This is a genomic window from Nitrospina sp. 32_T5 (genome assembly GCF_052156635.1).
In the GTDB taxonomy this organism is placed as follows: domain Bacteria; phylum Nitrospinota; class Nitrospinia; order Nitrospinales; family Nitrospinaceae; genus Nitrospina.
The window spans coordinates 200,385-222,271 of sequence record NZ_JBQKUO010000002.1; the positions used below are offsets into that span (position 1 = coordinate 200,385).

Consider the following 21,887-nt stretch of genomic DNA (forward strand, 5'->3'; position numbering starts at 1 on the left):
GATGAAGCGGTCGATGCTTTTGAGACCGAAGTCAAGAACCTGAAACTGAACGCCCAGGACGCCTGGGACCAGATGTCAGCGGATTATTCCGGCGCGCTGTACGACACCATCCTCACCACCAAGCTGGGGAAGGTGATCGGCTGGGCGCAGAAAAACGCCCTGTGGCCCGCGACCTTCGGGCTGGCCTGCTGTGCCATCGAAATGATGGCAATGGCCAACAGCCGCTGGGACGCCGCCCGCTTCGGCGCGGAGGTGTTCCGCGCTTCTCCGCGTCAGGCGGATTTGATGATCGTGTCCGGGCGTGTGTCGCAGAAGATGGCGCCCGTCCTCAAGCGGATTTACCAGCAGATGCCGGAACCCAAGTGGGTCATCGCCATGGGCGCGTGTTCCTCCTGCGGTGGCATTTTCAACAACTACGCCATCGTTCAGGGTGTGGACCGCGTGGTGCCGGTGGATGTGTACGTTCCAGGGTGCCCGCCAGGCCCGGAAGCCCTCATCTACGGCATCATCAAACTTCAGGAAAAAATCATGAACGACGCCGGCACGGAGCGCGCCAAACAGAGGGTGGCATGACCGGCGAAGAACTCGTTGAAAAGGTGCGGGCCTCCCTGCCGGACGCCATCATCAGGGCGGAGGTTACGCTCGGCGACGCGGTGGTTCACGTGCAACCGGAAAACCTGCTGAAGGTTGCGGGTTTCCTTAAAGAGAGCCCGGAGCTGGATTTCCATTACCTGTCTCACATCACAGGCGTCGATTACCTGGAAGAGGAACGCGAGCCGCGTTTTGAGGCGGTGTACGAACTGCACAACCTGGACCGCGGCGACAGCATCCGCCTGCGTGTCGGGCTGGACGAGGACGACCCCAAGGTGCCGACGGTCTCGGAAGTCTGGAAGGGGGCCCTGTTCCCCGAACGCGAACTGTTCGATATGTTCGGCTTTCAGGTCGAGGGCCATCCCAACCTCAAGCGGCTCATTATGCCGGAGGACTGGGAAGGGCACCCGCTTCGCAAGGATTATCCGCTGGTGGTCGAGGAAGTGGCTTTCTCACACAACCCCGAGCACAAGCAGGAACTGATTAAAGATAAAAAGGATATGAGTCCGACGCCATGGGAGTGACCGAACAAGGCCTGCTGGAACGCGAAAAAGACACCATGACCCTCAACATGGGTCCCCAGCACCCGAGTACCCACGGGGTGTTCCGCATGGTCATGGAAATGGACGGCGAGCAGGTGCAGTCGTCGGAACCGGACATCGGTTTCCTGCACACGGGCATTGAGAAGACAGGCGAGGCCAAGCGTTACGAGCACTGCATCCCGATGACCGACCGGCTCGATTATCTGAGCCCGCCGCAGAACAACCTTGCTTTCTGCCTGACCACGGAAAAGCTGTTGCAGTTGGGCGAACTGCCGCCGCGCGCCGATTACATACGCGTCATCATGGTGGAACTCAACCGCATCGGCAGTCATCTCATCTGGTTGGGCACGCACGCGCTGGACATCGGCGCGATGACGGTTTTCCTTTATGCCTGGCGCGAGCGGGAGATGATCCTCGACCTCAACGAGATGGTCTCCGGCGTGCGCATGATGACGAGTTTCATCCGCATCGGCGGGGTTGCCAAGGACGCCACCCCGGAATGGATCGACCACGTCAAGAAGTTCGTCGAGATTTTCCCTTCCAAGGTTGATGAATACGAAAGCCTGCTGACCAAAAATCCCATCTGGCTGGACCGGACCCAGGGTGTCGGGACCTTCAACCGCGAGGAGTGCCTGAACTGGAGCATGAGCGGCCCCGTCCTGCGCGCTGCGGGAATCAATATGGACTGGCGTAAAATGCGTCCCTATTCCCGCTACAACGAATTCAAGTTCGATGTCCCCGTCAGGGAACACGGAGACGTTTACGATCGTTACCTGGTGCGGATTGAAGAGATGCGGCAGAGCCGCGAAATCATCAAGCAGGCCATCGAAAACCTGCCGGACGGACCCTACCGCATCCCGGACAACAAGGTGTCCCTTCCCGCGCGCGACACCCTGCACTCCAGCATGGAAGCGCTCATCCATCACTTCAAGCTGGTGTCGGAAGGCATCAACGTGCCGAAGGGCGAAACGTATGTGCCGACGGAAGGGCCGCGCGGCGAGGTCGGGTTTTACATGGTCAGCGACGGATCGAACAAACCCATGCGCATGAAACTGCGGGCTCCGTCGTTCATGGGCATTCCGGGAATGTGCAAGATGATGGAGGGAGCGTACATCGCCGACGTCGTCGCCATCATCGGTAGTATTGATATCGTGATGGGGGAGGTTGATCGCTGATGTTCGTGTTCACCGACGAGGCGGAAAAGAAAATCGATAAGATCATGGCGAAGTACCCGCCGGAGCACAAGCGCTCGGCCATTTTGCCGCTGCTCCACCTGGCGCAGGATCAGGAAGGGTATGTGACGCCGGAGGCGATGGTGGAAGTCGGTCGAAGGCTTGACGTCTCGCCGGCGTATGTCGAAGGCGTGGTCACGTTCTACACGATGTATTTCACCAAACCGGTGGGGCGCAATGTCATCCGCTTCTGCCACAACATCAGCTGCAAGCTCAACCGCTCGGATGAGTTGATGCAATACACGGCGAAGAAGCTGGGCATCCAGATCGGCGAGACCACACCGGACAAGCGGTTCACCCTGCTGAAAGAGGAATGCCTTGCCGCGTGTTCGGAGGCGCCGATGATGATGGTCAACAAGACTTACCACGTCAACCTCAATGAAACCAAAATCGACCAGATTCTGGAAACGTACAAGTAAGCCATGCAAGAACCCGTAATCATATTAATGAAGGACATCGACACGCCCAATCTCACGTCGATCGATGTGTATGAAAAGACGCTGGGCGGGTATCAGTCCTTGAAGAAACTGTTCCAGACCCCGCCCGAAGAGATTGTCGAGATGGTCAAGGCCTCCGGTCTGCGTGGACGCGGCGGTGCGGGATTCCCGACGGGCCTCAAGTGGTCGTTTCTGGCGAAGGACGTGTTTCCGCGCTACCTCTGCTGCAATGCGGACGAAAGCGAACCGGGCACCTGCAAGGACCGCGAACTGCTCATGAAGAATCCGCACCTGTTGATCGAGGGGATGATCATCTGCTCGTACGCGTGCAAAATCAACACGGCGTACAATTACATGCGCGGCGAGTTCGCGGAGCTGGCGGACATTTTCGACAAGGCCGTCGAGGAAGCCTATGAGCGTGGTTATTTGGGCAAGAACATCATGGGGTCGGGGTTCGATCTCGACATTCACTCGCATCTCGGGGCGGGGGCGTACATCTGCGGGGAGGAGTCGGCGCTGTTGACGTCGCTCGAAGGATGCCGCGGCGAACCGCGCCTCAAACCGCCGTTCCCGGCGGTGGAAGGTTTGTACAGCAAGCCCACCGTTGTCAACAATGTCGAAACCCTTTGCGCGGTGCCGTACATTTTCAACAACGGTCCGGAAGCCTACTCCTCCATCGGTACGGAAAAGAGCAAGGGCACGAAGATGGTCAGCGTGTCGGGGCACGTCAACAAGCCGGGAAACTACGAAGTGCCGATGGGCACGCCGACGCGCGAAATCATCGACAAGTGGGCGGGTGGCATGAGAAACGGCAACAAGCTGAAGGCGTTCATTCCCGGCGGATCGTCGGTGCCCATTCTTCCCGCAGACAAGGCGGATGTGCCTTATGATTACGAGTCGCTGATGGAAGCGGGAAGCATGCTGGGTTCGGGCGCTCTCATTGTCATGGATGAGACGGTCAACGTGGTGGAGGAAACCCTGCGTCTCGCCTACTTTTACATGCACGAATCCTGCGGCAAGTGCACTCCGTGTCGCGAAGGCACGCGCTGGATGCACCAGATCCTGTCCGAGATCATTCACAAGCATGGCAAGCCCAACCAGGTGGAACTGCTCAACGACATCTGCGACAACATGGCGTTCAAGTGTTTCTGCCCGCTGGGCGATGCGGCGGTGGGGCCGGTGGCCAGCAGTATCAAATATTTCCGCGAAGATTACGAAGCGCTGATCGAATCCCTGAAAACTGCCGACGCCGTCGGTTAAAGATACAGGTTCAGATTTTATGGAAACCAAGACTGCACAGGATACCGTTACCCTGACCATCGACGACAAGGTGGTCACCGTTCCCAAGGGCATGGTGGTGGTGGACGCGGCCAAGACCGTGGACATCGAAATTCCCATCTTCTGCTACCACGAAAAGCTTGGGCCGTTTGGCTGTTGCCGCATGTGCATGGTGGAAGTGGAGAAGATGCCGAAACTCGCCACCGCCTGCACCCTTCAGGTCAGCGAAGGCATGGTGGTGCGCACCAACACACCCAAGGTGGAGAAGGCCCAGCAGGGCGTGCTCGAGTTCACCCTGCTCAACCATCCGCTGGACTGCCCGGTGTGCGACAAGGGCGGGGAGTGTCCCCTGCAGGACAACACGTTCAAATTCGGTCCGCCGGACACGCGCATGCAGTTTGAGCGTTACAATCGCGATAAGGCAACCCCGCTCTCGCCCGTCATCACCATCGATCGCGAACGGTGCATTGCCTGCCAGAGGTGCACCCGCTACAGCGACATCATCGAAAAAGACCAGGCACTGGTCATGCGTCACCGCGGGTTCCAGAATCGCGTTTCGACGTTCAACGACCGGCCCTACGACACGCGTTTCTCCGGCAACGTCATCGACATCTGTCCCGTCGGCGCGTTGACCAACACCGAGTTCCGTTTCACCGCGCGGTCGTGGGATCTGGACAACACCAAAACGCTCTGCGCGCACTGTGCCTGCAACTGCAACATGATCCTCGGCACGCGGCTCAACGAACTGCGCCGCGTGACCACGCCGGAGACGCCGAACGATGCGGTGGACGACGGCTGGATCTGCGACAAGGCGCGGTGGGGCCACGATTTCACCAAAAGCAAAAACCGCATCACCCAGCCGCGGAAGAAGGGCCTGCACGATCCCGTCTCGGCGCAGGACGCCTGCCGCGAAGTGGCGGAGAAACTGAAACAGACCGTCGAAGCCCACGGACCCGGCAGTGTCGGTTTTATCGGCTCCGGTTACGGCCTGAACGAGGAACTGTATCTCTACCAGCGTTTCTTCCGCGAGCAACTGGGCACCAACAACATCGATCACAAAACCTATGTCGACACGCCGGGCCTGCCGGTGCCGAACTTCGACATGCTGGACATCGAGTCGAGCAAGCTCATTGTCGTGATCGCGAGCGACCCGACGGAAGAGCTTCCCATTCTCGACCTGCGGCTCAAAAAAGCGGTCACGCAGCTGGGTATCGAGATGGTGGTGCTGAACGATCAGGCGACGTTGATGGACAAGTACGCAACGCTGTCCCTGCGCTACGACGTCGGTTCCGATGGAACGCTTTTAGCCGCGTTGAACTCCACGTTGAGCGGCACGGCTCCCGCAAGTGATGTTGAAAAGCAGACGGGGGTTGCCGCCGACCGCATCGGGGCGCTGGCAGATAAAATCCGCGCCAGCGGAAAGACCACGGTGGTGTTCAATCCCGCTGCATTGACGGGAGCGTCCATTCACACGCTCAAACAAATGCTGAATACGATGGGAGGCCTGCCGGATACCGCGGTCGGCGCCATGCCCGCCGCTCCGGTGACCAACGCGCTGGGGGCGATGGACATGGGCGTGCTCCCGGATTGTTATCCGGGCGGACTCGATCTGTCGCAGGCCGACGCCATCCGTGAAAAGTGGGGAGAGACCGTGCCGCTGGAGCCGGGCTTGACAGCCTTGCAGATGATCGAAAAGGCGGCGTCGGGTGAACTGAAAGCGCTGGTTGTTTACCGCAGTAATCCGCTGGTCAATTTTCCCGGTGGCAACAAGGTCAAACAGGCGCTGGAAAAACTCGACCTTCTCGTCGTGCACGACATGATGGAAACGGAAACCGCGGCAATGGCCGACTACGTTATCCCGTCCAACGGTCCTGGGTACGACGAGGGCACGACCACCAGCATCGCCGCACGGGTCCAGATGCGCAAACGCGGCCTCACCACGAACAATCCGTCCGACTGGAAACTCGTGTCCACGATGGCGAAGGCGCTGGGCGCGGACTGGAAACACAAGACGGTGTGGGAAGTCACACAGGAAATTGCGCAAAAAGTAAACGGCTACACCGAAATCCGGCAGAAGACGATCCGCAAAGCCGGGCACAACCGCCAGCCCGTCGCCGCCGTCAATGGTGCCGTACCGGCAGGCGGGACGCCGGAGGCGAACGGTTCCGGTGACGCCTTTAGGTTGCGCGTCTCGGAAGTGCTGTTCTGCCATGACAAGGTTCTCGATGCGGAGTCGCGGCTCGCGCACCAGTTCCAGCCGTCCACGGTTCACCTGAATAAAGCCGACGCCGACCGGCTGGGCCTCAAGGCCGAGCAGGAGGTGACGGTCGCGGGGAACGGCCATGAGGTGAAAGCCGAGGTGGTGATCTCCAACCGGTGCAACCCGGGTTCGGTGGTCCTGCCGCGTGTTTCCGACGAGCAGCGTGTGGCCAGCCTCATGGAACCGGGGCAGGCGGTCGCCTGGGTGCAGATCAAAAAGTAACTGGGTATATGGAAAGGTTTGAGGATTGATCGACAGCATCACTGAGTTTCTGGCGTCCTACGCCTACTTGTGGATCGGGATCATCAAGGCGGTGATCATCGTGATCGGCCTGTTGACCACGGTTCCGGGTCTTGTCTGGCTGGAGCGGCGGCTGATGGGACGTTTCCAGGTGCGGCTGGGTCCGAATCGAGTGGGCCCTTTCGGTCTCGCACAGGGGATTGCCGATTCGATCAAACTTCTCTTTAAGGAAGAGATCATCCAGAAGTCTGCGGACCGGTTCCTGTTTCTGCTCGCGCCGTCGATTGTGGTGTTCACGGCGATCGTCACGTTTTCGGCGGTCCCGTTTGGTGAAAGCTTCACGATCTTCGGGCAGGAAATCGGCATGTGGGGCGCGAACCTGAACATTGGCATCCTGTTCATTTTCGCCATCTCGTCGATGGGCATTTACGGCATCGTGCTCGCAGGTTTATCGTCGAACAACAAGTATTCGCTGATGGGCGGACTGCGCTCGTCGGCGCAGATGATCAGTTACGAACTGACGCTGGGCCTGGCCGCCCTGAGCGTCATCATCATGAGCGGGTCGCTGAGCCTCATCGATATTGTGAACGACCAGGCGACACTGCCGAATATTGTGACCCAGCCGCTGGCGTTTCTTTTGTTTTTCATCGCCGGTGTGGCGGAGACCAATCGCGCCCCGTTCGACCTGCCGGAAGCGGAGCAGGAGCTGGTGGCGGGATTCTTCACCGAGTACTCGGGCATGAAGTTCGCCATGTTTTTCCTTGGCGAGTACGTGAACATGATCACCATGAGCGCGCTCATCACTCTGTTGTTTCTGGGTGGCTGGCACGCATACGTTCTGCCGGACATTCCGTTCGTCTGGTTCGCGCTTAAAGTGTTTTTACTGCTGTGTGTGTTCATCTGGTTGCGGTCCACGTTTCCCCGCATCCGTTATGACCGGCTCATGGCGTTCGGCTGGAAGTTTCTTCTGCCGTTGTCGCTTGTGAACATGCTGGTGTACAGCTTTATTAAAGTCAGCACCATTTGAATTAGGATCATTTATGTTGCAAACCGTATTCAATGGAGCCAAGAACCTGTTGATCGGTATGGGAGTCACCTTTCGCAATATGGTGTCGAAACCCACGACGTTCAGCTACCCGGAAGTGAAACGGACCATGCCGGAGCGTTACCGCGGGCGGCACTTCCTGAACAAGGACGAGGAAGGTTACGAGAAGTGCATCGGGTGCAGCTTGTGTTCCGTCAACTGCCCCGTCGGGTGCATCCACGTGGTCGCCGCGGAGAACGATCCGGAAAACCCGAAGTCGAAAGGCGAACGCTACGCGGAGGTGTACGAGATCAACCTCCTGCGCTGCATCTACTGCGGATTCTGCGAGGAGGCCTGCCCGGTGGACGCGGTGGTTCTGCGCGAGCACTACGAGTTGGCCGACTACGATCGCCGGAATTACATTGCGACAAAAGAAGATTTGCTGGTGTACCCGGAACCCAATCAATTCCGCGTGAACTTTCTTGGCAATACCAGCCTGGTGAACAAGAAGTAGTTACCCGGGCGAAACACAAATTTCTCAACAAACCCTGCGGGGCGGAATCTCGCTCCGCGGTGAACCAACAATGTCCGGTAGAGGGCGCCGGACATTCACCCAACTGGGTATTTTTGTCTCTATCCCGGGCGGTTGAAGGAGAGGAGAGCATCACACCGTGATGGAAATGCTGGAGCAGGCATTGAATTTCAACCTGCCGCGGGAAGTTGTATTTGATCTGTTTTACCAGACGGTGATCTTTGTCGTCGGCATGACTGCCGTGCTGGCTTCGCTGGGGGTCATCCTCTGCACCAACCCCATTTATTCCGCACTGTTTCTCATCGGCAACATGGTGTGCCTGGCGATGCTGTTTCTTCTATACAGTGCGGAGTTCCTCGCGGCCGTGCAGGTTGTGGTGTACGCGGGCGCGGTGATGATCTTGTTCCTCTTCATCATAGCCCTGTTGGGTGCGCATAAGGAAAAGCCGGAATTGAACCTGCAGGCCATGGCCGGGTTCGCGTTTGTCGGCGCGTTGTTCTGCGAACTGCTGATGACGCTACGTATCGGCGCCAACCGCCCCGTCACCGGCAACATCACCCCGGAAGTACTGAAGGAAGTCGGCTCTGCCAAAGCCATCGGCATTGAATTGTTTTCGAACCATATCGTTCCGTTCGAACTGGCGTCGATCCTGCTCCTGGTCGCCACGGTGGGCATCATCACCCTGGCCAAGTTCCATTATCGTCCCGTGAGAAAGCGGTCGAGGTAATTTCACTATGGAAAGCGAATTCGTCCTGATTGTCAGCGCCGCCATTTTTTCGATTGGCGCAGTGGGATTTGTCATCCGCAAAAACCCGCTGGTCATGTTCATGTCGGTGGAGCTGATGCTGAACGCAGTCAACTTTTTGCTGGTCGGCTACTCGCGCGAGTTGCAGTCGCTGGACGGACAAATCTTCGCCCTGATCATCATGACGGTTGCCGCCGCGGAGGTTGTGGTGGGGCTCGCCATCATTCTCACCATTTTCCGGACGCGCCACGATCTCAATGTGGACCACATCGATGTGCTGAAAGGATAAACTGTTGTATTCGATCGCCTGGCTCATACTGCTGTTTCCGCTTCTCGGGTTCCTGATCCTGAGCTGGTTCGGTTCGCGCCTGCCCAAAACCTGGGTGGGGTGGGGTGGAAGCGGTACCATCGGAGCGGCCTTCGGCGTGGTGCTGCTGATCTTCGCCAGCATGGCAGGAGGCGAAGGCGATCCCGGCGGTTCCGTTGAGGTTCTTTACCACTGGATCGAATCGGAAAAGTTTTCGCTCGACCTCGCCATTCTGGTTGATCGCCTTTCCATTTTCATGTTGCTTGTGGTGACGGGGGTGGGATTTGTCATCCACGTCTATTCCATCGGTTACATGCGCGAAGACCCGGAATACGCCCGGTTCTTCTCGTACATGAACCTGTTCATCTTCTCGATGTCCGTGCTGGTTCTGGCGGCGGATTTCTTTTTCCTCATCGTCGGCTGGGCGCTGGTGGGTCTCGCCTCGTACCTGCTGATCGGATTCTGGACGGAAAAGCGTTCGGCGGTTCTGGCCGCGCGCAAGGCGTTCGTTATGAACGTCATCGGCGACGTCGGCATGGTCATCGCCGCGTTCATGATTTTCGAGCGCTTCGGTTCGCTCAGTTACACGGAAGTGTTTTCGCAGACGCAGTCCGGGTTCATCCCGAACGAGGGTACGATCCTGATGATCACCCTTCTTCTGCTGGTGGGAGCCTTCGCCAAGTCGGCGCAGTTGCCGCTCCACACCTGGTTGCCGGACGCGATGGAAGGTCCGACACCGGTCAGCGCGCTTATCCATGCGGCGACGATGGTCACCGCGGGCGTGTACCTGGTGGCGCGGTGCAACTCCCTCTATACGCTGGCTCCGTGGGTGATGTACTTCGTCGCCTTTGTCGGAGCCGCAACGGCAATCTTTGCGGGCACCATTGCGCTGACACAATACGACATCAAGCGGGTCATCGCCTATTCCACCATGAGTCAGATCGGCTACATGTTCCTCGCGGTGGGCGTCGGCGTGTTCAGCGCAGGAATGTTTCACCTGATGACGCACGCGTTTTTCAAGGCGCTTTTGTTTCTTGGCGCGGGCAGTGTCATCCATGCCCTCAACGACGAGCAGGACATCCGTAAAATGGGCGGGTTGGCCCGCTCCATGCCCATTACCTTCGGTACCTTCCTGGTTGCGTCACTTGCCCTCACCGGGTTTCCCCTGACCGCCGGGTTCTACAGTAAAGAAGCCATCATCATGCATTCGTGGTTCGCGGAGGAGTATGGCAACTGGTTATTCTGGCTGATGGCGGTTGTGGCTACGGGCCTGACGGGGTTCTACACATTCCGCCTGTTCTTTTACACGTTTCTCGGCAACCTGCGGCATCCCACTGCACATCCGCACGAGTCTCCTCTGGTGATGACGGGACCGCTTTTGATCCTGGCGGTGTTTTCCCTGTTGGGCGGTGCCTTTGGCCATTCGGTCGATACGTTTCTCGCGCCGGTGTTTGGCGGTGCGGTGCCAGTGCACCACGAAAACATCGTTCTCGAAACAGCCCCGTTGCTGGTGGCGCTGGTCGGTATCCTGGGTGCGGTGGGCCTGTTCATGACGGGAAGCGGTCAGCTGGGTTTCCTGCAACAGGTGCTGGCGCCGGTGCACGACCTGCTTTACAACAAATATTATGTCGATGAAATTTACGACCTGCTGATCGTCAAACCGGTCAAGGCCACTGGCAAGTTTTTGGAGGAGCGGGCGGAGAAGTTCGGCATCGATTTCTCGGTCGATCAGGTGGGTGCGCAGATGCGCGAGGTGAGCCGTCAGATCAGCATCTGGCAGTCCGGAAACGTGCGTCTCTATGCGCTCAACATGGTGGCGGGGTTGATCACCGTCCTGCTGTTCGTGATTTTTCTGTAACGAAAGGGTATTGGAAACGTCATGCTGACTACGGTTCTACTGCTTCCGCTGGCGGCGGCCATCCTGATCCTGTTCATGGACGGGCAACGGGTTGCAGCCATCCAGAAAACGGCGACCATCGCCGTTCTGCTGACGTTTCTCGGATCGCTGGTCCTGCTGTTTGGTTACGATGCATCCGACCCGGGCATGCAGTACGTCAATTCCTTTCACTGGGTTCCGCTCCTTCATATTCAATTCATGGTCGGGGTCGATGGCATCAGCCTGTGGATGGTGGTGCTGACGGCGTTCCTTTCCATCATGGCGGTGCGCTTCTCTGCAGGTGAGACCAGGAATCCGAAGTACTACCTCGCGCTCATCCTGATTCTGGAAACCGGCATGCTGGGCGTGTTTGTTGCACTCGACCTCATCCTGTTCTATGTGTTCTGGGAAGTGATGCTGATTCCGACGTACTTCCTGATCGGTCTGTGGGGTGAGGGACGCCGGGTGTACGCCACCACCAAGTTCGTCATATTCACGCTGGTGGGCAGCCTGCTCATGCTGGTCGGCATGATCTGGATCACCGTTCTCCATTACACGGCAACGCACGAGTTGACGTTCAATATCCAGGAACTGGTGCATACGGCCGTTCCCCACGATCTGGAATGGATCCTGTTTTTGTTCTTCTTTCTGGCATTCGCCATCAAGGTGCCGATCTTTCCGTTCCACAGCTGGCTTCCCCATGCATATGTGTCCTGCCCGATTCCGGTCCTCATTCTGGTTACCGGGGCGATGTCGAAGACGGGCGCCTATGGGCTCATCCGGTTTTGCCTGCCACTGTTCCCTGATTTCATCCAGGAGTGGGGCACATGGATCGGCGCGGCAGCGGTGGGCGGCATCATTTACGGTGCTTGGATCGCCATCGCGCAAAAAGACCTCAAGTCGCTGGTCGCGTATTCCAGTATCAGTCATCTCGGATTCGTCGTGCTCGGAATTTTTGCGGTCAACGGCAACGGAGTCGAAGGCAGTGTCCTGCAGATGGTCAACCACGGCATCATCGCCTCCGCCCTGTTCATCATTGTCGGGATCATCGAGCGGCGACTGGGAACCCGCAACCTGGACGAATTTTCCGGCCTCAAAAAATCCATGCCAATTCTGTACGGCATGTTCATGCTGGTCACCCTGGCGGCTCTGGGTATGCCCGGCCTGAACGGCTTCGTCGGCGAGTTCCTCATCCTCGTTGGTGTGTGGACCTCCGCCGTGCAGAAAGATATGGCCGTATTGTTTGTGCTGGGCGCGGGACTGACCATTGTGTACGCGTCCATCTACATGCTTTTCATGTTTCAGGGATCGATGCAGGATAAAGGAAAAAATCTTCCACAGGGGTTGAAGGATGTCAACGAAACGGAAGCGGGCCTGCTCGTTCCGGCATGCATCCTGATCCTGTTCATCGGTCTCTACCCCAAACCTTTCATCGACACCATGTCCGCTTCGGTGGACAAACTGCTCCAGATCGAAAAAACCGTGCATGTGCCCTCGCAGGGTGGAGGCGGCGGTCATTGATCCCCGTCCTTTGCTACTGACGGATTTACCCTCGCCATGAAACTGGGACAACGCATCGTGGACGGCGTGTTTCAGGAGCGGCCGAACCGGTACCTGGCGCAGGTGGTGGTCGATGGAGTCACCGTTTCCGCCCACGTGCCCGATCCGGGGCGTCTGCCGGGCCTCATGATCCCCGGCCGCCGCGTGCGGCTTCTACACAATCCCGGACCGAAACGCAAAACCGATTACAGCCTGGTGCTGGTGCGTCACGGCCGCATATGGGTCTCCGTCTATCCCGTGTTCGCCAATGCACTGGTGCGTGACGCGTTGGAGTCGAGAACCCTCTCGCTGCTCACGGGATACGACCGCTTCGATGCCGAAGTGAAGCATGGCAAGAGCCGGTTTGATTTTTGTCTTCGGTTTGGCGGGCAGGACTGTTACGTCGAGGTGAAGTCGGTCAGTTGCGTGGAGAAGACGGTGGGCAAGTTTCCGGATGCGCCGACGGAGCGCGGGCGCAGGCATATCGAGGAGTTGATCGCACTGAAGAAAAAAGGAAACCGCGCGGCGGTGCTGTTTGTGTCGCAACGTTCGGACACGCGGACCATCACCAGCTTCGATGACATCGACCCCGCTTTTGGAGAAATTCTGAGGCAGGCGCGGGATGCGGGGGTCGAGTTGTATGGCTACAACTGCCACGTCACCGCGTCGTCGGTGTCCCTGAACCGTCCGCTGGATGTGGTTTTGTAAACCGGATTATTTGATGAAGGGATCGAGGTTGGGCACCAGCACCCAGCGTCCGTTCTGCAACAACCATTCCTGATCGTACACCACCGTACGTACGCGGTTGCTGGGCTTGGTCGCCACTTCATACCGCATGGTGATGACGGCCTTGTTGAACGGAGGGTGTTCCGCTTCCAGCACCTGCTCGGTCAAAGGCACCAGTTCGTCATCCTTGTACAAGGCCTGGTTGATGCGCTGGCTCTGGCCGAAGATCACGCGATCCTTGACCTGCGCGTATTGCATCAGGTAAGCAGATTTCAAATCGTCGCGCACATAAGTCACACCCCCATCGGGATGGCGGCTTTCGAAGAAATTGTTGTACGCACGGGTGATGGTCTCGAGATCTTCCAGCCGTTCCTGTGGCACCGTGGCGCAGGCTTGCAGGGCGGACAGGGCAAGGAACAGACAGAGACCGGAAACGAGTTGAAAGGCGGGGTTGCGGCGTATCATGTTGAAACCTCGTATGGTAAGATTGATGAACCCGGATTGTGGTTCCCAAATAACCTTTTGAATTATATAGGGTTATTTGGCGCCGCGCAAGTCCCTCTTTGGGAAAGGCAACCTGATTGGCAAAATCCCCGAAATCATTCAAATCACCACGCCCCCGTCGTGAAACGGAGAGGGGGGGCTCCCAGCGCCGTAGTGCCGGGCGCTCTCCGGGACGAGGTGGTAGCAAACCCGGCACGGCGTTGTGGGACCAGGCGGCGCGGTGGTACGATTCCCTGGTCGGTTTTAAAGGGAGCGAGTACCAGAAGAACATCATCCTGCCCGGCACCGAGCGCATGCTGGGTCTCAAAAAGGGACGGGAGGTGCTGGACCTTGCCTGCGGGCAGGGGGTTCTTTCGCGCCATCTTGCGCAAAAGGGATTGCAGGTGACGGGACTCGACGTGTCGGAGGAGTTGATCCGCTTTGCCGGCAAGCGGACTGGCAAGGGGGTGCGGTTTGTCTGCGCGGACGCGGCCGATCCCAAAGCGCTCACTGACAGGACGTTCGATGCGGTCGCGTGCCTTTTGGCCATACAAAACATCGAGCACCTGCAACCGGTGTTCGAAAACGTGCGGCGCTGGTTGAAACCACAGGGACGGTTTGTGATGGTGACGACGCACCCGTGCTTCCGTATTCCGCGGCAGACGCACTGGGGGTGGGACGAAGAGAAAAAAATCCAGTACCGCCGGGTTGATCTGTACCTGTCGCCCAACACGATCCCGATCCTCACACCGCCGATGGCGCGGTCGCAGGTGTACACGATGACGTACCATCGGTCATTGCAGGATTATTTCACAGCGCTCAACGCGGCGGGGTTGCAGGTGGACCTGCTGGAGGAATGGACGTCGCACAAGACCAGCGAGCCGGGCAAGCGCGCCAAGGCGGAAAACCGGGCTCGTCAGGAAATCCCACTCTTTCTGGCATTGCGCGCGGTATCGGCAAAGGAATGATGAGGCGACGGGCATGAGTCCCCGTTGCCGGCAATGAATCAAAATCAAAACCCGGACCATTTTGTTATGCGGCGTAACCGAAGCTACACTTACGAATTGATGGACGGTGGTGAACTGCTTTCGCGGGTGAGGCAGGAATTAAAAGAGGAACCCGGTTACTGGCAGGCCGTCATCGAGTGCCTGCCTTCCGGTGTGGTCGAATACAAACCGATCCGCAACAATCCCATGCGCGCGGGATACACCTACCAGTACAAGCAGGCCGGGCTCAACCTCACCCTGTACTTTCCTGAAAAGCAGTTCGAGCGTCTGCTCGACGACCTGGTCGAGGAAAAAGTGATGGAGTTGAAGCAGGTGATCCAGAACGTGATTCCCGACCGCTCCGGCTATATCATCAACGAGTTCAAGATCAAGGGCATTCTCGACGATCCCAAGCACGGGGCATCCTGACCCTTCGCTCAGCCGTCATTGGTCTCGCCCGATTCCGGCAGACGCCAGTCCAGGGGGCGGTCCTCGGCGATGGCCTGCCGCATGTCCGCCATCCATTTCTGAAAGAACGCGGTGTTGTGCAGTGAATTGAGCCGCATGGCGAAGATTTCGTCGGCCATGTAGAGATGTCGCAGGTAGGCACGCGAGTAATGCCTGCACGTATAGCAGGCGCATTCCGGGTCGAGGGGCCGGTCGCTGTCCCGGTGACGCGCATTGCGGATGTTGAGCTTGCCCTCACTGGTATACAGCGTACCGTTGCGCGCGTTTCTTGTCGGCAGGACGCAGTCGAACATGTCGATGCCCATCTTCACGCAATCGATCAGATCGTCCGGCGTGCCGACGCCCATCAGGTAACGCGGCGCATTCTCCGGCAATAGTGGCGCGGTGTGATCGGCCAGTTCCAGCATCAGGTTTTTTTCCTCGCCCACACTGAGCCCCCCGATGGCGTATCCCTTGAAGCCGAGGTCGATGATCTGCCGCGCGCTTTCGTTTCTCAGGTTTTTGAACATGCCCCCCTGCACGATGCCGAACAGCGTCTGTCCTTTTCGCGTGTGCGCTTCTTGGCAACGTCCGGCCCAGCGGGTGGACAGCTCCAGCGATTTCAGCGTTTGCGCCTCGTCCGCGTCCGGGGGCGTCGGCTCGTCGAAGGTCATGATGATGTCCGCGCCCAGTGACTGCTGGATTTCAATAGCCAGTTCCGGCGACAACAGGTGCCGGGATCCGTCGAGATGTGAGCGGAAGGTGACGCCATCCTCGGTGACCCTGGCGAGGTCGTTCAGGCTGAACACCTGGTAGCCGCCACTGTCGGTCAGGATCGGATGATCCCAGTTCATGAACCGGTGCAGGCCGCCCAACCGTTCGATCAGTTTGTGTCCGGGTCGCAGGTACAGGTGGTACGTGTTGCCCAGGATGATTTCCGCGCCGCAGTCTTTCAGGTCTTCCGGCGACAACGCCTTCACCGTGGCCTGGGTGCCGACGGGCATGAAGGCGGGCGTCTGGATGCGGCCATGCGATGTGGTGATGGTTCCTAGCCGCGCCCGCGAGTGGGTGTGCTTCTTCTGGAGTTCAAATTCAAACACGGGAGGGTGGATCGTCTTTCCGGTCGGAGGGGGTTTGCATGGATTGCCTGTTGTTTTCAGCTAAAGTGACGGTGAGCTGGGTGAACGGGATGCGCAGTTTGTTTTCGTTGCAGATGCGAACCAGGGCGGTCTGGATTTCCCGCTTGAGTTCATCGTACCATTCCGCGCACCGGCCGTCCACGTGAACCACGATGCGCAGGTTGAGAGAACTCCTTCCGGCCTCGTCGAAGGTGATCTCCAGATGCGTGAAATCCGGCTCATGTTCCTGAAAATGATTTTTCAGGTTTTCACGCAGTCCTTTTTCAAACAGTTCCGGAATCTCGTCGCACACTTTCGGCTGGGTTTCGTAGTCAAGTCCGAAGACGATGTCGTAACGGAACCCTCGCGAGATATTTTTCGGCGTTTTGGAAAGAAAATCCGTTGTCGCGTAAAAATGTTCCGTGCCGCCCTTGAGCTCCAGCACCACCTGCTCCATGGTCTGGTGCTGCACCCGGCCGTAAGTCCCGTCGGCGAGGAGCACCCAGTCGCCGACCTCCGTCGGAAACCACGGCTCGTCTTCGACCACGGGCCGCGAATGCTGTCCGACCAGTTCCCCAACGGGAAGCAGGACACTGCCCGCCTCGAGGCTCGGGTTTTTGAGCGCCGCCTGCAGGCCGATTCCCTCCACATACCAGGGTACGCCTTTCCAGATGAGGCGTTCGTTTTCCTTGACCGTGCCGAGGTTGAGAGCGAGACGCATCTCCTGGAACAGCCGCGGAATGAACTGGCGCGAGGCCCACGCCACCGCGAGCAGAAACAAAATCACCACGCTGAGCAACAGCCAGTCGTTCAAAAGATACAGCGACACCAGGCTGGATACAATACACAGCACCAGCACCAGGCCGGTGTAGGCGGTCATCAGCACCTTCTGCATCCATGGCTCGAATGAGAACAGGCTCTTGTCACCAACGATGTACAACCGCAGTTTGATGAGCAGATACCAGATGGCGATGAAAATGCTGACGGAGATGAGCAGGTTGAGGCCGCGGTGTTTGAAAAAGTTTTTGATGGAACGCGTGGCGGTGTCGATAAAGGGTTCGCTGTTGGCCATTTCTTTTTTCAAAGCACGGCGGGCTTCAAGGAGTTTCAGGCGGATCAATTCCGGATTGTATTTGTCTTTCAGGTTTTCGAGGCGGGCCAGGAACTGTTCTTCCTGTTCATTGAGCGGTGGGCGGTTCTCGCGGGCGGCGGTCAACAACGCTTCAATATTTTTGCGTCCCTCCTCGTAATTGCGTAACTGAGTGCCTAAAAGGTCAATCCGCGTTTTGAGGTTCTCGATCCGGCGCGGCTTTTCCGTCAAATCGCTGGTTGCTTCGAGAAGTGGCATGATGAGCGATTCCAGCTTCTGGCTCCAGTCCGATTTTTTCGGGTCGCCTTCGAACAACTGGTCGGCACTCAGTTGCGTGGCCAGCGATTCGAAGTTGCGTTGCAGCCCGTCGATCTGGAAAAGCAGATCCTCCCGCTTTTTGTTGACTGAGGGAGTGGCGGGCATGTCGTTCAGGGCTTTGAGCCGTGCTTGAACCTGTGTGATCTGCTTGGACAGCAGAAACAGCATTTTCTGGACGTTTTCCTGAGCGGAAGGCTCGGCGGAAGGGATGTTGCTGTTTTGGGCCCAGGCAAGGGAGGGAAGGGGGAGGGCGAAAAGGGAAACAACGATAATCAAAAGAAAATGTCGCAGGAAACCAGACCGGAGAAAAGAATGCAGGCAATGAATTTGGGGCATTGTGGATCGTCCTCCACAATCGGTTTGGCGGCCGCTTAGGATTCCAGCCGCGAAAGGCTTTCCGACACAGTTTGAATGAGGGTGTCGATTTCTTTTCGTTTGATGATTAAAGGCGGCAGGAACCGGAGTGTCATGTTCTGCACACAGTTAATCAGAATTCCCTTTTCCATGCAATCGTTGAGCACAGGCATGCCCGGGACTTTCAGTTCCATGGCCAGCATCATTCCCAATCCCCGCACTTCCTTGACCACCGGGTGTTGCTTTGCGAGCGACTTCAGTTGTTTTGCGAAGTAATCCCCCGTCTCCCGTACATTTTTAAGAAAGGGTTTTTGCGCCACCACATCCAACGCCGCCTGTGCCGCGGCGCACGCCAGGGGATTGCCACCGAAGGTCGCTGCGTGCGTTCCGGGCACGAACGATTTCATGACCTCGTCGGTGGCCATCATTGCGCCGATGGCCATGCCTCCGCCCAGCGCCTTGGCCAGGGTGATGACGTCCGGCTTCACCCCGAACCGTTCGTAAGCGAACAGGGCCCCCGTCCGCCCGAAGCCCGTCTGGACCTCGTCGAATATCAGTAACAGTCCATTGTCCCGGCAAAGTTGCCGCAGGTCCTTCAGGAACTGTTTGTCCGGAACATTGACACCGCCTTCGCCCTGCACCGGCTCAATGAGGACGGCACAGGTCTTCTGGGAGACGGCCTTGGCCACGGCGTCAATGTCATTGAACCGGACATACTTGAAGCCTGAAAGAAGGGGCTTGAATCCGGAATGAAACTTCGTCTGCGCGGTGGCGCTCAAGGACCCCAGCGTGCGTCCATGGAACGAATTCGTAAACGTGAGTATCTCGAACCGGTTGTTGTATCCCTGGTCGGTGGAGTGCTTGCGCGCGAGCTTGATGGCTGCTTCGTTGGCCTCGGTTCCACTGTTGCAGAAAAACACCTTGTCTGCAAAACTGAGGCGCGTCAGGTCCTTCGCCAGCCGGGACTGGGGTTCGATGTGGTACAGGTTGGACACATGGATCAGCGTACCCGCCTGTTTTCGGATGGCCTTGACCACTTCCGGGTGGCAGTGGCCGAGATTGTCCACCGCAAGCCCGGTGACGCAGTCGAGATACTTTTTCCCATCCGCGTCCCAAACGTAACAACCCTTTCCCCGGACCAGGGCAAGCGGGAGCCGTCCGTAGGTGCGGGCGACGTGCTTGTCGGTGAGCTTGATGATGTTTGCGGTTTTTTTCATGGGTAACGGTTCGCTGGAGGTGACGGGGTCGCCGGAAAAGGAGAATCCCTTCTTAACTATTGCTCATTTAACATATAGTATTTTAGGTGAATTTTAAAAGCATTTTTGGGGGTGGTAAAAGGTGGTCTGGATCAGAAATCTTTTCGATGTCCTGTTTCCGCGCCCGTGCATCGGTTGCGGTGGAAGGCGTCTGGACGACGGCGAATTCCTGTGTGGACTGTGCCGTGACCATGTCCCTTTCATTCTCCCTCCCTTTTGTGCCACCTGCGGTCAACCCGGAGAAATGGAGTACGAGTATCCAACCGAAGACTTCGAGTGCGGATTGTGCCGCAAGAATACCTATCGCTTCGACCGGGCACGGTCCTTGGGGGTATACGGGTCGGTGCTCAAGGAGCTGGTGCACTTTATCAAATACCAGTCTCATCCGGGCGCCATCGGCGATATCGCTTCGCTGATCGAACAGAACCTGAAAGAAAGTGGCGAAACCTATTCCGGGCTGGAAATTATCTGGGTGCCTTTGCATCGGCACAAATTAAAAGAACGCGGGTTCGACCAGTCTTACGTGCTTGCCGACCGGCTGGCGCGTCTGTGTAACCTGCCCCTTGTGGAAGGGAGCCTTTGCCGAGTCCGCGATACGCCGCCGCAGGCGAGAAAAACCCGTGCCGAGCGCATGGAAAACGTGAAAGGAGCGTTCAAGGTGACCTGCCCGGAACGGATTGCCGGCCGCCGCCTGCTGGTGGTGGACGATGTGTTCACCACCGGGGCGACGGTCAACGAAGTGGCCAAAGTGTTGAAACGCGCGGGAGCGGACCGGGTGGAAGTATTCACCCTGGCCCGCGCCTGACGTCAACGCAGGGGAAGGGTGACCAGATACCAGCTGAATATGCTCGCAATGTAACCGATCATGATGGTCCATGACCATTTCAGGTGGCTCATGAAGGTATAGTGCTTCCGATCCACACCCATGACGGCGACACCTGCGGCGGAGCCGATGGAAAGCAGACTGCCGCCAACGCCCGTGGTGAGGGTGATCAACAGCCACTGGTCCAGCCCCATGTTCGGGTCCATCTTGAGCACAGCGAACATGACCGGGATATTATCGACGATAGCGGAAAGAACCCCGACAATGATGTTCGACCAGGTGGGGCCGATGCCTTCGTACATGTTTTGGCTGACAAGAGCCAGGTAACCTATGTACTGAAGTGCACCGACGGCTGTCAGCACCCCGAAGAAAAACAACAGGGTGTCGAACTCCACTGTGGCGATCTTGTTGAAAATGTCAAATTGCTTTGGCTCACCTTTGTGGATTTCCCCGTAGAGTCCGGTTTCGTATTCCTTCTTATCCGGCCGGATTTTCAGCCAGTAGCCGTAGATCATCAGAACTCCCAGGCCGAACATCATTCCCAAATAAGGCGGCAGGTGCAGGAAGTGATGAAAACTGACCGCCGTGGCGATGGTCAGGACGCCCAGCACCATAACCACTTTCCCGCCCTGTTTGATTGGAATGGTCTCCTTGGGGACGTCCGGAAATTTTTTGGGAAGAAAAGGGAACATGCACAAGGCCGGAATGATCCAGTTCACAAACGAGGGAACAATCAGGTAAATGAACTCGTGCGTTTCCACTTTGTGCGCCGTCCACACCATGAGGGTGGTGATATCGCCAAACGGGCTGTATGCGCCACCCGCGTTGGCCGCAACCACAATGTTGATGAAGGCCAGCGTGATGAAGCGTCCGTTGCCCTGGCTGACCGCCAGCGCGACGGTGGACATGAGCAGGGCGCTGGTCAGGTTGTCCGCCAGAGGGGAAAGGAAAAACGTGATGAGTCCCGTTGCCCAGAACAGCTTGCGAAAACCCAGGTTCTTGCTCAACAACCACGCCCGCAGGGAATTGAAAACGTTTCGCTCCGCCAGCGTGTTGATGTAGGTCATGGCAGCCAGAAGAAAGAAAAACAGTTCTCCAATTTCTGCGATGAGTTCTTTTACATAGTGGTGCGCCGCATCGCCATCCATGCCGTTGGAAGCCTGGTATAGGCCGATGATGAACCACATGAAACAGCCGGCAACGATCACCGGTTTGGATTTTCTCAAATGAAGTTTTTCTTCCAGCACCACAAGCGAGTAACCGACGACAAATGCAATGAGGCAAATGTAACCCGCCCAGGTGTTAGTCAATTGGTGCATCTGAGGCTCCTACATTTATATCCGGGGGTTTGGCGCTGAACGGAAGGGATCAGACGATTAAAGTCCGGAACACAATAATTATGGGGAAAGAACCCTGAATCAGATTCTTCTTTGAAGAAAAGATGATTCTACCAAACTGTATCAACCATACCACCCCCAATTCTATTAGGTTGAAAACGAATTTGTTGGTTTTTATTGTCCAATTTTTTCGACCTGGTATTGGGGGTTGGTGAGGGCGGATCTCAACAGTTGGGAAAACGCCTGCCGGGCTGCCTGCAAATCCAACAGGGAGTGGCTCCCAAGCTCTGCAGGTGTTGCACTGGTGAAAACGGGTCCGGCAAATAGGTCCGGTCAGGCATCGGAA

The 21,887-nt window shown here is 57.4% G+C and carries 21 protein-coding genes; 16 read left to right on the plus strand and 5 right to left on the minus strand.

Annotated elements, in window-relative coordinates:
- Positions 1–72: 72 nt before the first annotated feature.
- The 13 genes from ACTRW9_RS05750 to sfsA all read left to right on the plus strand — a co-directional run bounded on the left by ACTRW9_RS05750 (position 73) and on the right by sfsA (position 13,311).
- Positions 73–573, plus strand: a complete 501-nt coding sequence (locus ACTRW9_RS05750; protein ID WP_442427259.1) for an NADH-quinone oxidoreductase subunit B — start codon at positions 73–75, stop codon at positions 571–573.
- On the plus strand, positions 570–1,115 hold the full coding sequence (locus ACTRW9_RS05755; RefSeq protein ID WP_442427109.1) for an NADH-quinone oxidoreductase subunit C: 546 nt from the start codon (positions 570–572) through the stop codon (positions 1,113–1,115). The genes ACTRW9_RS05750 and ACTRW9_RS05755 overlap by 4 nt, the downstream gene beginning before the upstream one ends.
- The gene (gene nuoD, locus ACTRW9_RS05760) at positions 1,106–2,308 is read left to right on the plus strand and encodes an NADH dehydrogenase (quinone) subunit D (RefSeq protein ID WP_442427108.1); all 1,203 of its coding nucleotides are present in this window, start codon (positions 1,106–1,108) and stop codon (positions 2,306–2,308) included. Before ACTRW9_RS05755 ends, nuoD begins: the two co-directional genes overlap by 10 nt.
- Entirely contained in the window at positions 2,308–2,784 is a 477-nt protein-coding gene (gene nuoE / locus ACTRW9_RS05765; RefSeq protein ID WP_442428620.1) for an NADH-quinone oxidoreductase subunit NuoE, read from the plus strand. The genes nuoD and nuoE overlap by 1 nt, the downstream gene beginning before the upstream one ends.
- Before the next feature lie 3 nt (positions 2,785–2,787).
- The gene (nuoF, locus tag ACTRW9_RS05770; RefSeq protein ID WP_442428621.1) at positions 2,788–4,062 is read left to right on the plus strand and encodes an NADH-quinone oxidoreductase subunit NuoF; all 1,275 of its coding nucleotides are present in this window, start codon (positions 2,788–2,790) and stop codon (positions 4,060–4,062) included.
- Between the two features lie 19 nt (positions 4,063–4,081).
- Positions 4,082–6,562: a molybdopterin-dependent oxidoreductase gene (locus tag ACTRW9_RS05775; protein ID WP_442428622.1), complete on the plus strand. Its 2,481-nt coding sequence runs from the start codon at positions 4,082–4,084 to the stop codon at positions 6,560–6,562.
- Between the two features lie 25 nt (positions 6,563–6,587).
- Positions 6,588–7,607, plus strand: a complete 1,020-nt coding sequence (nuoH, locus tag ACTRW9_RS05780; protein WP_442427104.1) for an NADH-quinone oxidoreductase subunit NuoH — start codon at positions 6,588–6,590, stop codon at positions 7,605–7,607.
- A gap of 13 nt (positions 7,608–7,620) precedes the next feature.
- The gene (locus tag ACTRW9_RS05785; protein WP_442427103.1) at positions 7,621–8,118 is read left to right on the plus strand and encodes a NuoI/complex I 23 kDa subunit family protein; all 498 of its coding nucleotides are present in this window, start codon (positions 7,621–7,623) and stop codon (positions 8,116–8,118) included.
- A 157-nt stretch (positions 8,119–8,275) separates the two neighbouring features.
- On the plus strand, positions 8,276–8,863 hold the full coding sequence (locus tag ACTRW9_RS05790; protein WP_005011798.1) for an NADH-quinone oxidoreductase subunit J: 588 nt from the start codon (positions 8,276–8,278) through the stop codon (positions 8,861–8,863).
- 7 nt (positions 8,864–8,870) lie between these two features.
- Entirely contained in the window at positions 8,871–9,170 is a 300-nt protein-coding gene (nuoK, locus tag ACTRW9_RS05795; RefSeq protein WP_005011796.1) for an NADH-quinone oxidoreductase subunit NuoK, read from the plus strand.
- A gap of 4 nt (positions 9,171–9,174) precedes the next feature.
- Positions 9,175–11,046, plus strand: coding sequence for an NADH-quinone oxidoreductase subunit L (gene nuoL / locus ACTRW9_RS05800; protein ID WP_442428623.1), 1,872 nt, complete (start codon positions 9,175–9,177; stop codon positions 11,044–11,046).
- Positions 11,047–11,067: 21 nt separating this feature from the next.
- Complete coding sequence (locus ACTRW9_RS05805; protein ID WP_442428624.1) at positions 11,068–12,585, plus strand: complex I subunit 4 family protein; 1,518 nt, start codon at positions 11,068–11,070, stop codon at positions 12,583–12,585.
- 36 nt (positions 12,586–12,621) lie between these two features.
- Positions 12,622–13,311, plus strand: coding sequence for a DNA/RNA nuclease SfsA (gene sfsA / locus ACTRW9_RS05810; protein ID WP_442428625.1), 690 nt, complete (start codon positions 12,622–12,624; stop codon positions 13,309–13,311).
- A gap of 6 nt (positions 13,312–13,317) precedes the next feature.
- Here the strand turns inward: sfsA and ACTRW9_RS05815 are convergent, their stop codons facing one another.
- Positions 13,318–13,794, minus strand: coding sequence for a hypothetical protein (locus tag ACTRW9_RS05815; protein WP_442427098.1), 477 nt, complete (start codon positions 13,792–13,794; stop codon positions 13,318–13,320).
- A 239-nt stretch (positions 13,795–14,033) separates the two neighbouring features.
- Between ACTRW9_RS05815 and ACTRW9_RS05820 the strand changes: the two genes are divergently transcribed.
- Together ACTRW9_RS05820 and ACTRW9_RS05825 are read left to right on the plus strand one after the other, a co-directional pair.
- Positions 14,034–14,780, plus strand: a complete 747-nt coding sequence (locus tag ACTRW9_RS05820) for a class I SAM-dependent methyltransferase (protein ID WP_442428626.1) — start codon at positions 14,034–14,036, stop codon at positions 14,778–14,780.
- A gap of 66 nt (positions 14,781–14,846) precedes the next feature.
- Entirely contained in the window at positions 14,847–15,227 is a 381-nt protein-coding gene (locus tag ACTRW9_RS05825; protein WP_442427096.1) for a hypothetical protein, read from the plus strand.
- A gap of 8 nt (positions 15,228–15,235) precedes the next feature.
- Here ACTRW9_RS05825 and tgt read toward each other — a convergent pair whose 3' ends face one another.
- The 3 genes from tgt to ACTRW9_RS05840 form a co-directional block, all read right to left on the minus strand.
- The gene (gene tgt / locus ACTRW9_RS05830) at positions 15,236–16,345 is read right to left on the minus strand and encodes a tRNA guanosine(34) transglycosylase Tgt (RefSeq protein ID WP_442428627.1); all 1,110 of its coding nucleotides are present in this window, start codon (positions 16,343–16,345) and stop codon (positions 15,236–15,238) included.
- A complete protein-coding gene (locus tag ACTRW9_RS05835; RefSeq protein ID WP_442428628.1) occupies positions 16,338–17,939 on the minus strand; it encodes a hypothetical protein in 1,602 nt (533 codons plus the stop codon). The genes tgt and ACTRW9_RS05835 overlap by 8 nt, the downstream gene beginning before the upstream one ends.
- 203 nt (positions 17,940–18,142) lie before the next feature.
- Entirely contained in the window at positions 18,143–19,342 is a 1,200-nt protein-coding gene (locus ACTRW9_RS05840; protein ID WP_442428629.1) for an acetylornithine transaminase, read from the minus strand.
- A gap of 121 nt (positions 19,343–19,463) precedes the next feature.
- Here ACTRW9_RS05840 and ACTRW9_RS05845 point away from each other — a divergent pair, with 121 nt between their 5' ends.
- A complete protein-coding gene (locus tag ACTRW9_RS05845; protein WP_442428630.1) occupies positions 19,464–20,186 on the plus strand; it encodes a double zinc ribbon domain-containing protein in 723 nt (240 codons plus the stop codon).
- Between the two features lie 2 nt (positions 20,187–20,188).
- Here the strand turns inward: ACTRW9_RS05845 and nhaD are convergent, their stop codons facing one another.
- The gene (gene nhaD / locus ACTRW9_RS05850; RefSeq protein ID WP_442427091.1) at positions 20,189–21,523 is read right to left on the minus strand and encodes a sodium:proton antiporter NhaD; all 1,335 of its coding nucleotides are present in this window, start codon (positions 21,521–21,523) and stop codon (positions 20,189–20,191) included.
- Positions 21,524–21,887 lie beyond the last annotated feature (364 nt).

Excerpts from the sequence above, each read along its gene's own strand:
- nhaD (WP_442427091.1), bottom strand. The coding sequence starts at position 21,523 with ATGCACCAATTGACTAACACCTGGGCGGGTTACATTTGCCTCATTGCA.
- sfsA (WP_442428625.1), top strand. The coding sequence starts at position 12,622 with ATGAAACTGGGACAACGCATCGTGGACGGCGTGTTTCAGGAGCGGCCG.
- nuoE (WP_442428620.1), top strand. The coding sequence starts at position 2,308 with ATGTTCGTGTTCACCGACGAGGCGGAAAAGAAAATCGATAAGATCATG.
- ACTRW9_RS05835 (WP_442428628.1), bottom strand. The coding sequence starts at position 17,939 with ATGCTGTTTCTGCTGTCCAAGCAGATCACACAGGTTCAAGCACGGCTC.
- ACTRW9_RS05750 (WP_442427259.1), top strand. The coding sequence starts at position 73 with ATGTCAGCGGATTATTCCGGCGCGCTGTACGACACCATCCTCACCACC.
- ACTRW9_RS05785 (WP_442427103.1), top strand. The coding sequence starts at position 7,621 with ATGTTGCAAACCGTATTCAATGGAGCCAAGAACCTGTTGATCGGTATG.
- ACTRW9_RS05815 (WP_442427098.1), bottom strand. The coding sequence starts at position 13,794 with ATGATACGCCGCAACCCCGCCTTTCAACTCGTTTCCGGTCTCTGTCTG.
- ACTRW9_RS05805 (WP_442428624.1), top strand. The coding sequence starts at position 11,068 with ATGCTGACTACGGTTCTACTGCTTCCGCTGGCGGCGGCCATCCTGATC.
- ACTRW9_RS05840 (WP_442428629.1), bottom strand. The coding sequence starts at position 19,342 with ATGAAAAAAACCGCAAACATCATCAAGCTCACCGACAAGCACGTCGCC.
- nuoK (WP_005011796.1), top strand. The coding sequence starts at position 8,871 with ATGGAAAGCGAATTCGTCCTGATTGTCAGCGCCGCCATTTTTTCGATT.
- nuoD (WP_442427108.1), top strand. The coding sequence starts at position 1,106 with ATGGGAGTGACCGAACAAGGCCTGCTGGAACGCGAAAAAGACACCATG.
- ACTRW9_RS05825 (WP_442427096.1), top strand. The coding sequence starts at position 14,847 with ATGCGGCGTAACCGAAGCTACACTTACGAATTGATGGACGGTGGTGAA.
- nuoF (WP_442428621.1), top strand. The coding sequence starts at position 2,788 with ATGCAAGAACCCGTAATCATATTAATGAAGGACATCGACACGCCCAAT.
- ACTRW9_RS05775 (WP_442428622.1), top strand. The coding sequence starts at position 4,082 with ATGGAAACCAAGACTGCACAGGATACCGTTACCCTGACCATCGACGAC.
- ACTRW9_RS05755 (WP_442427109.1), top strand. The coding sequence starts at position 570 with ATGACCGGCGAAGAACTCGTTGAAAAGGTGCGGGCCTCCCTGCCGGAC.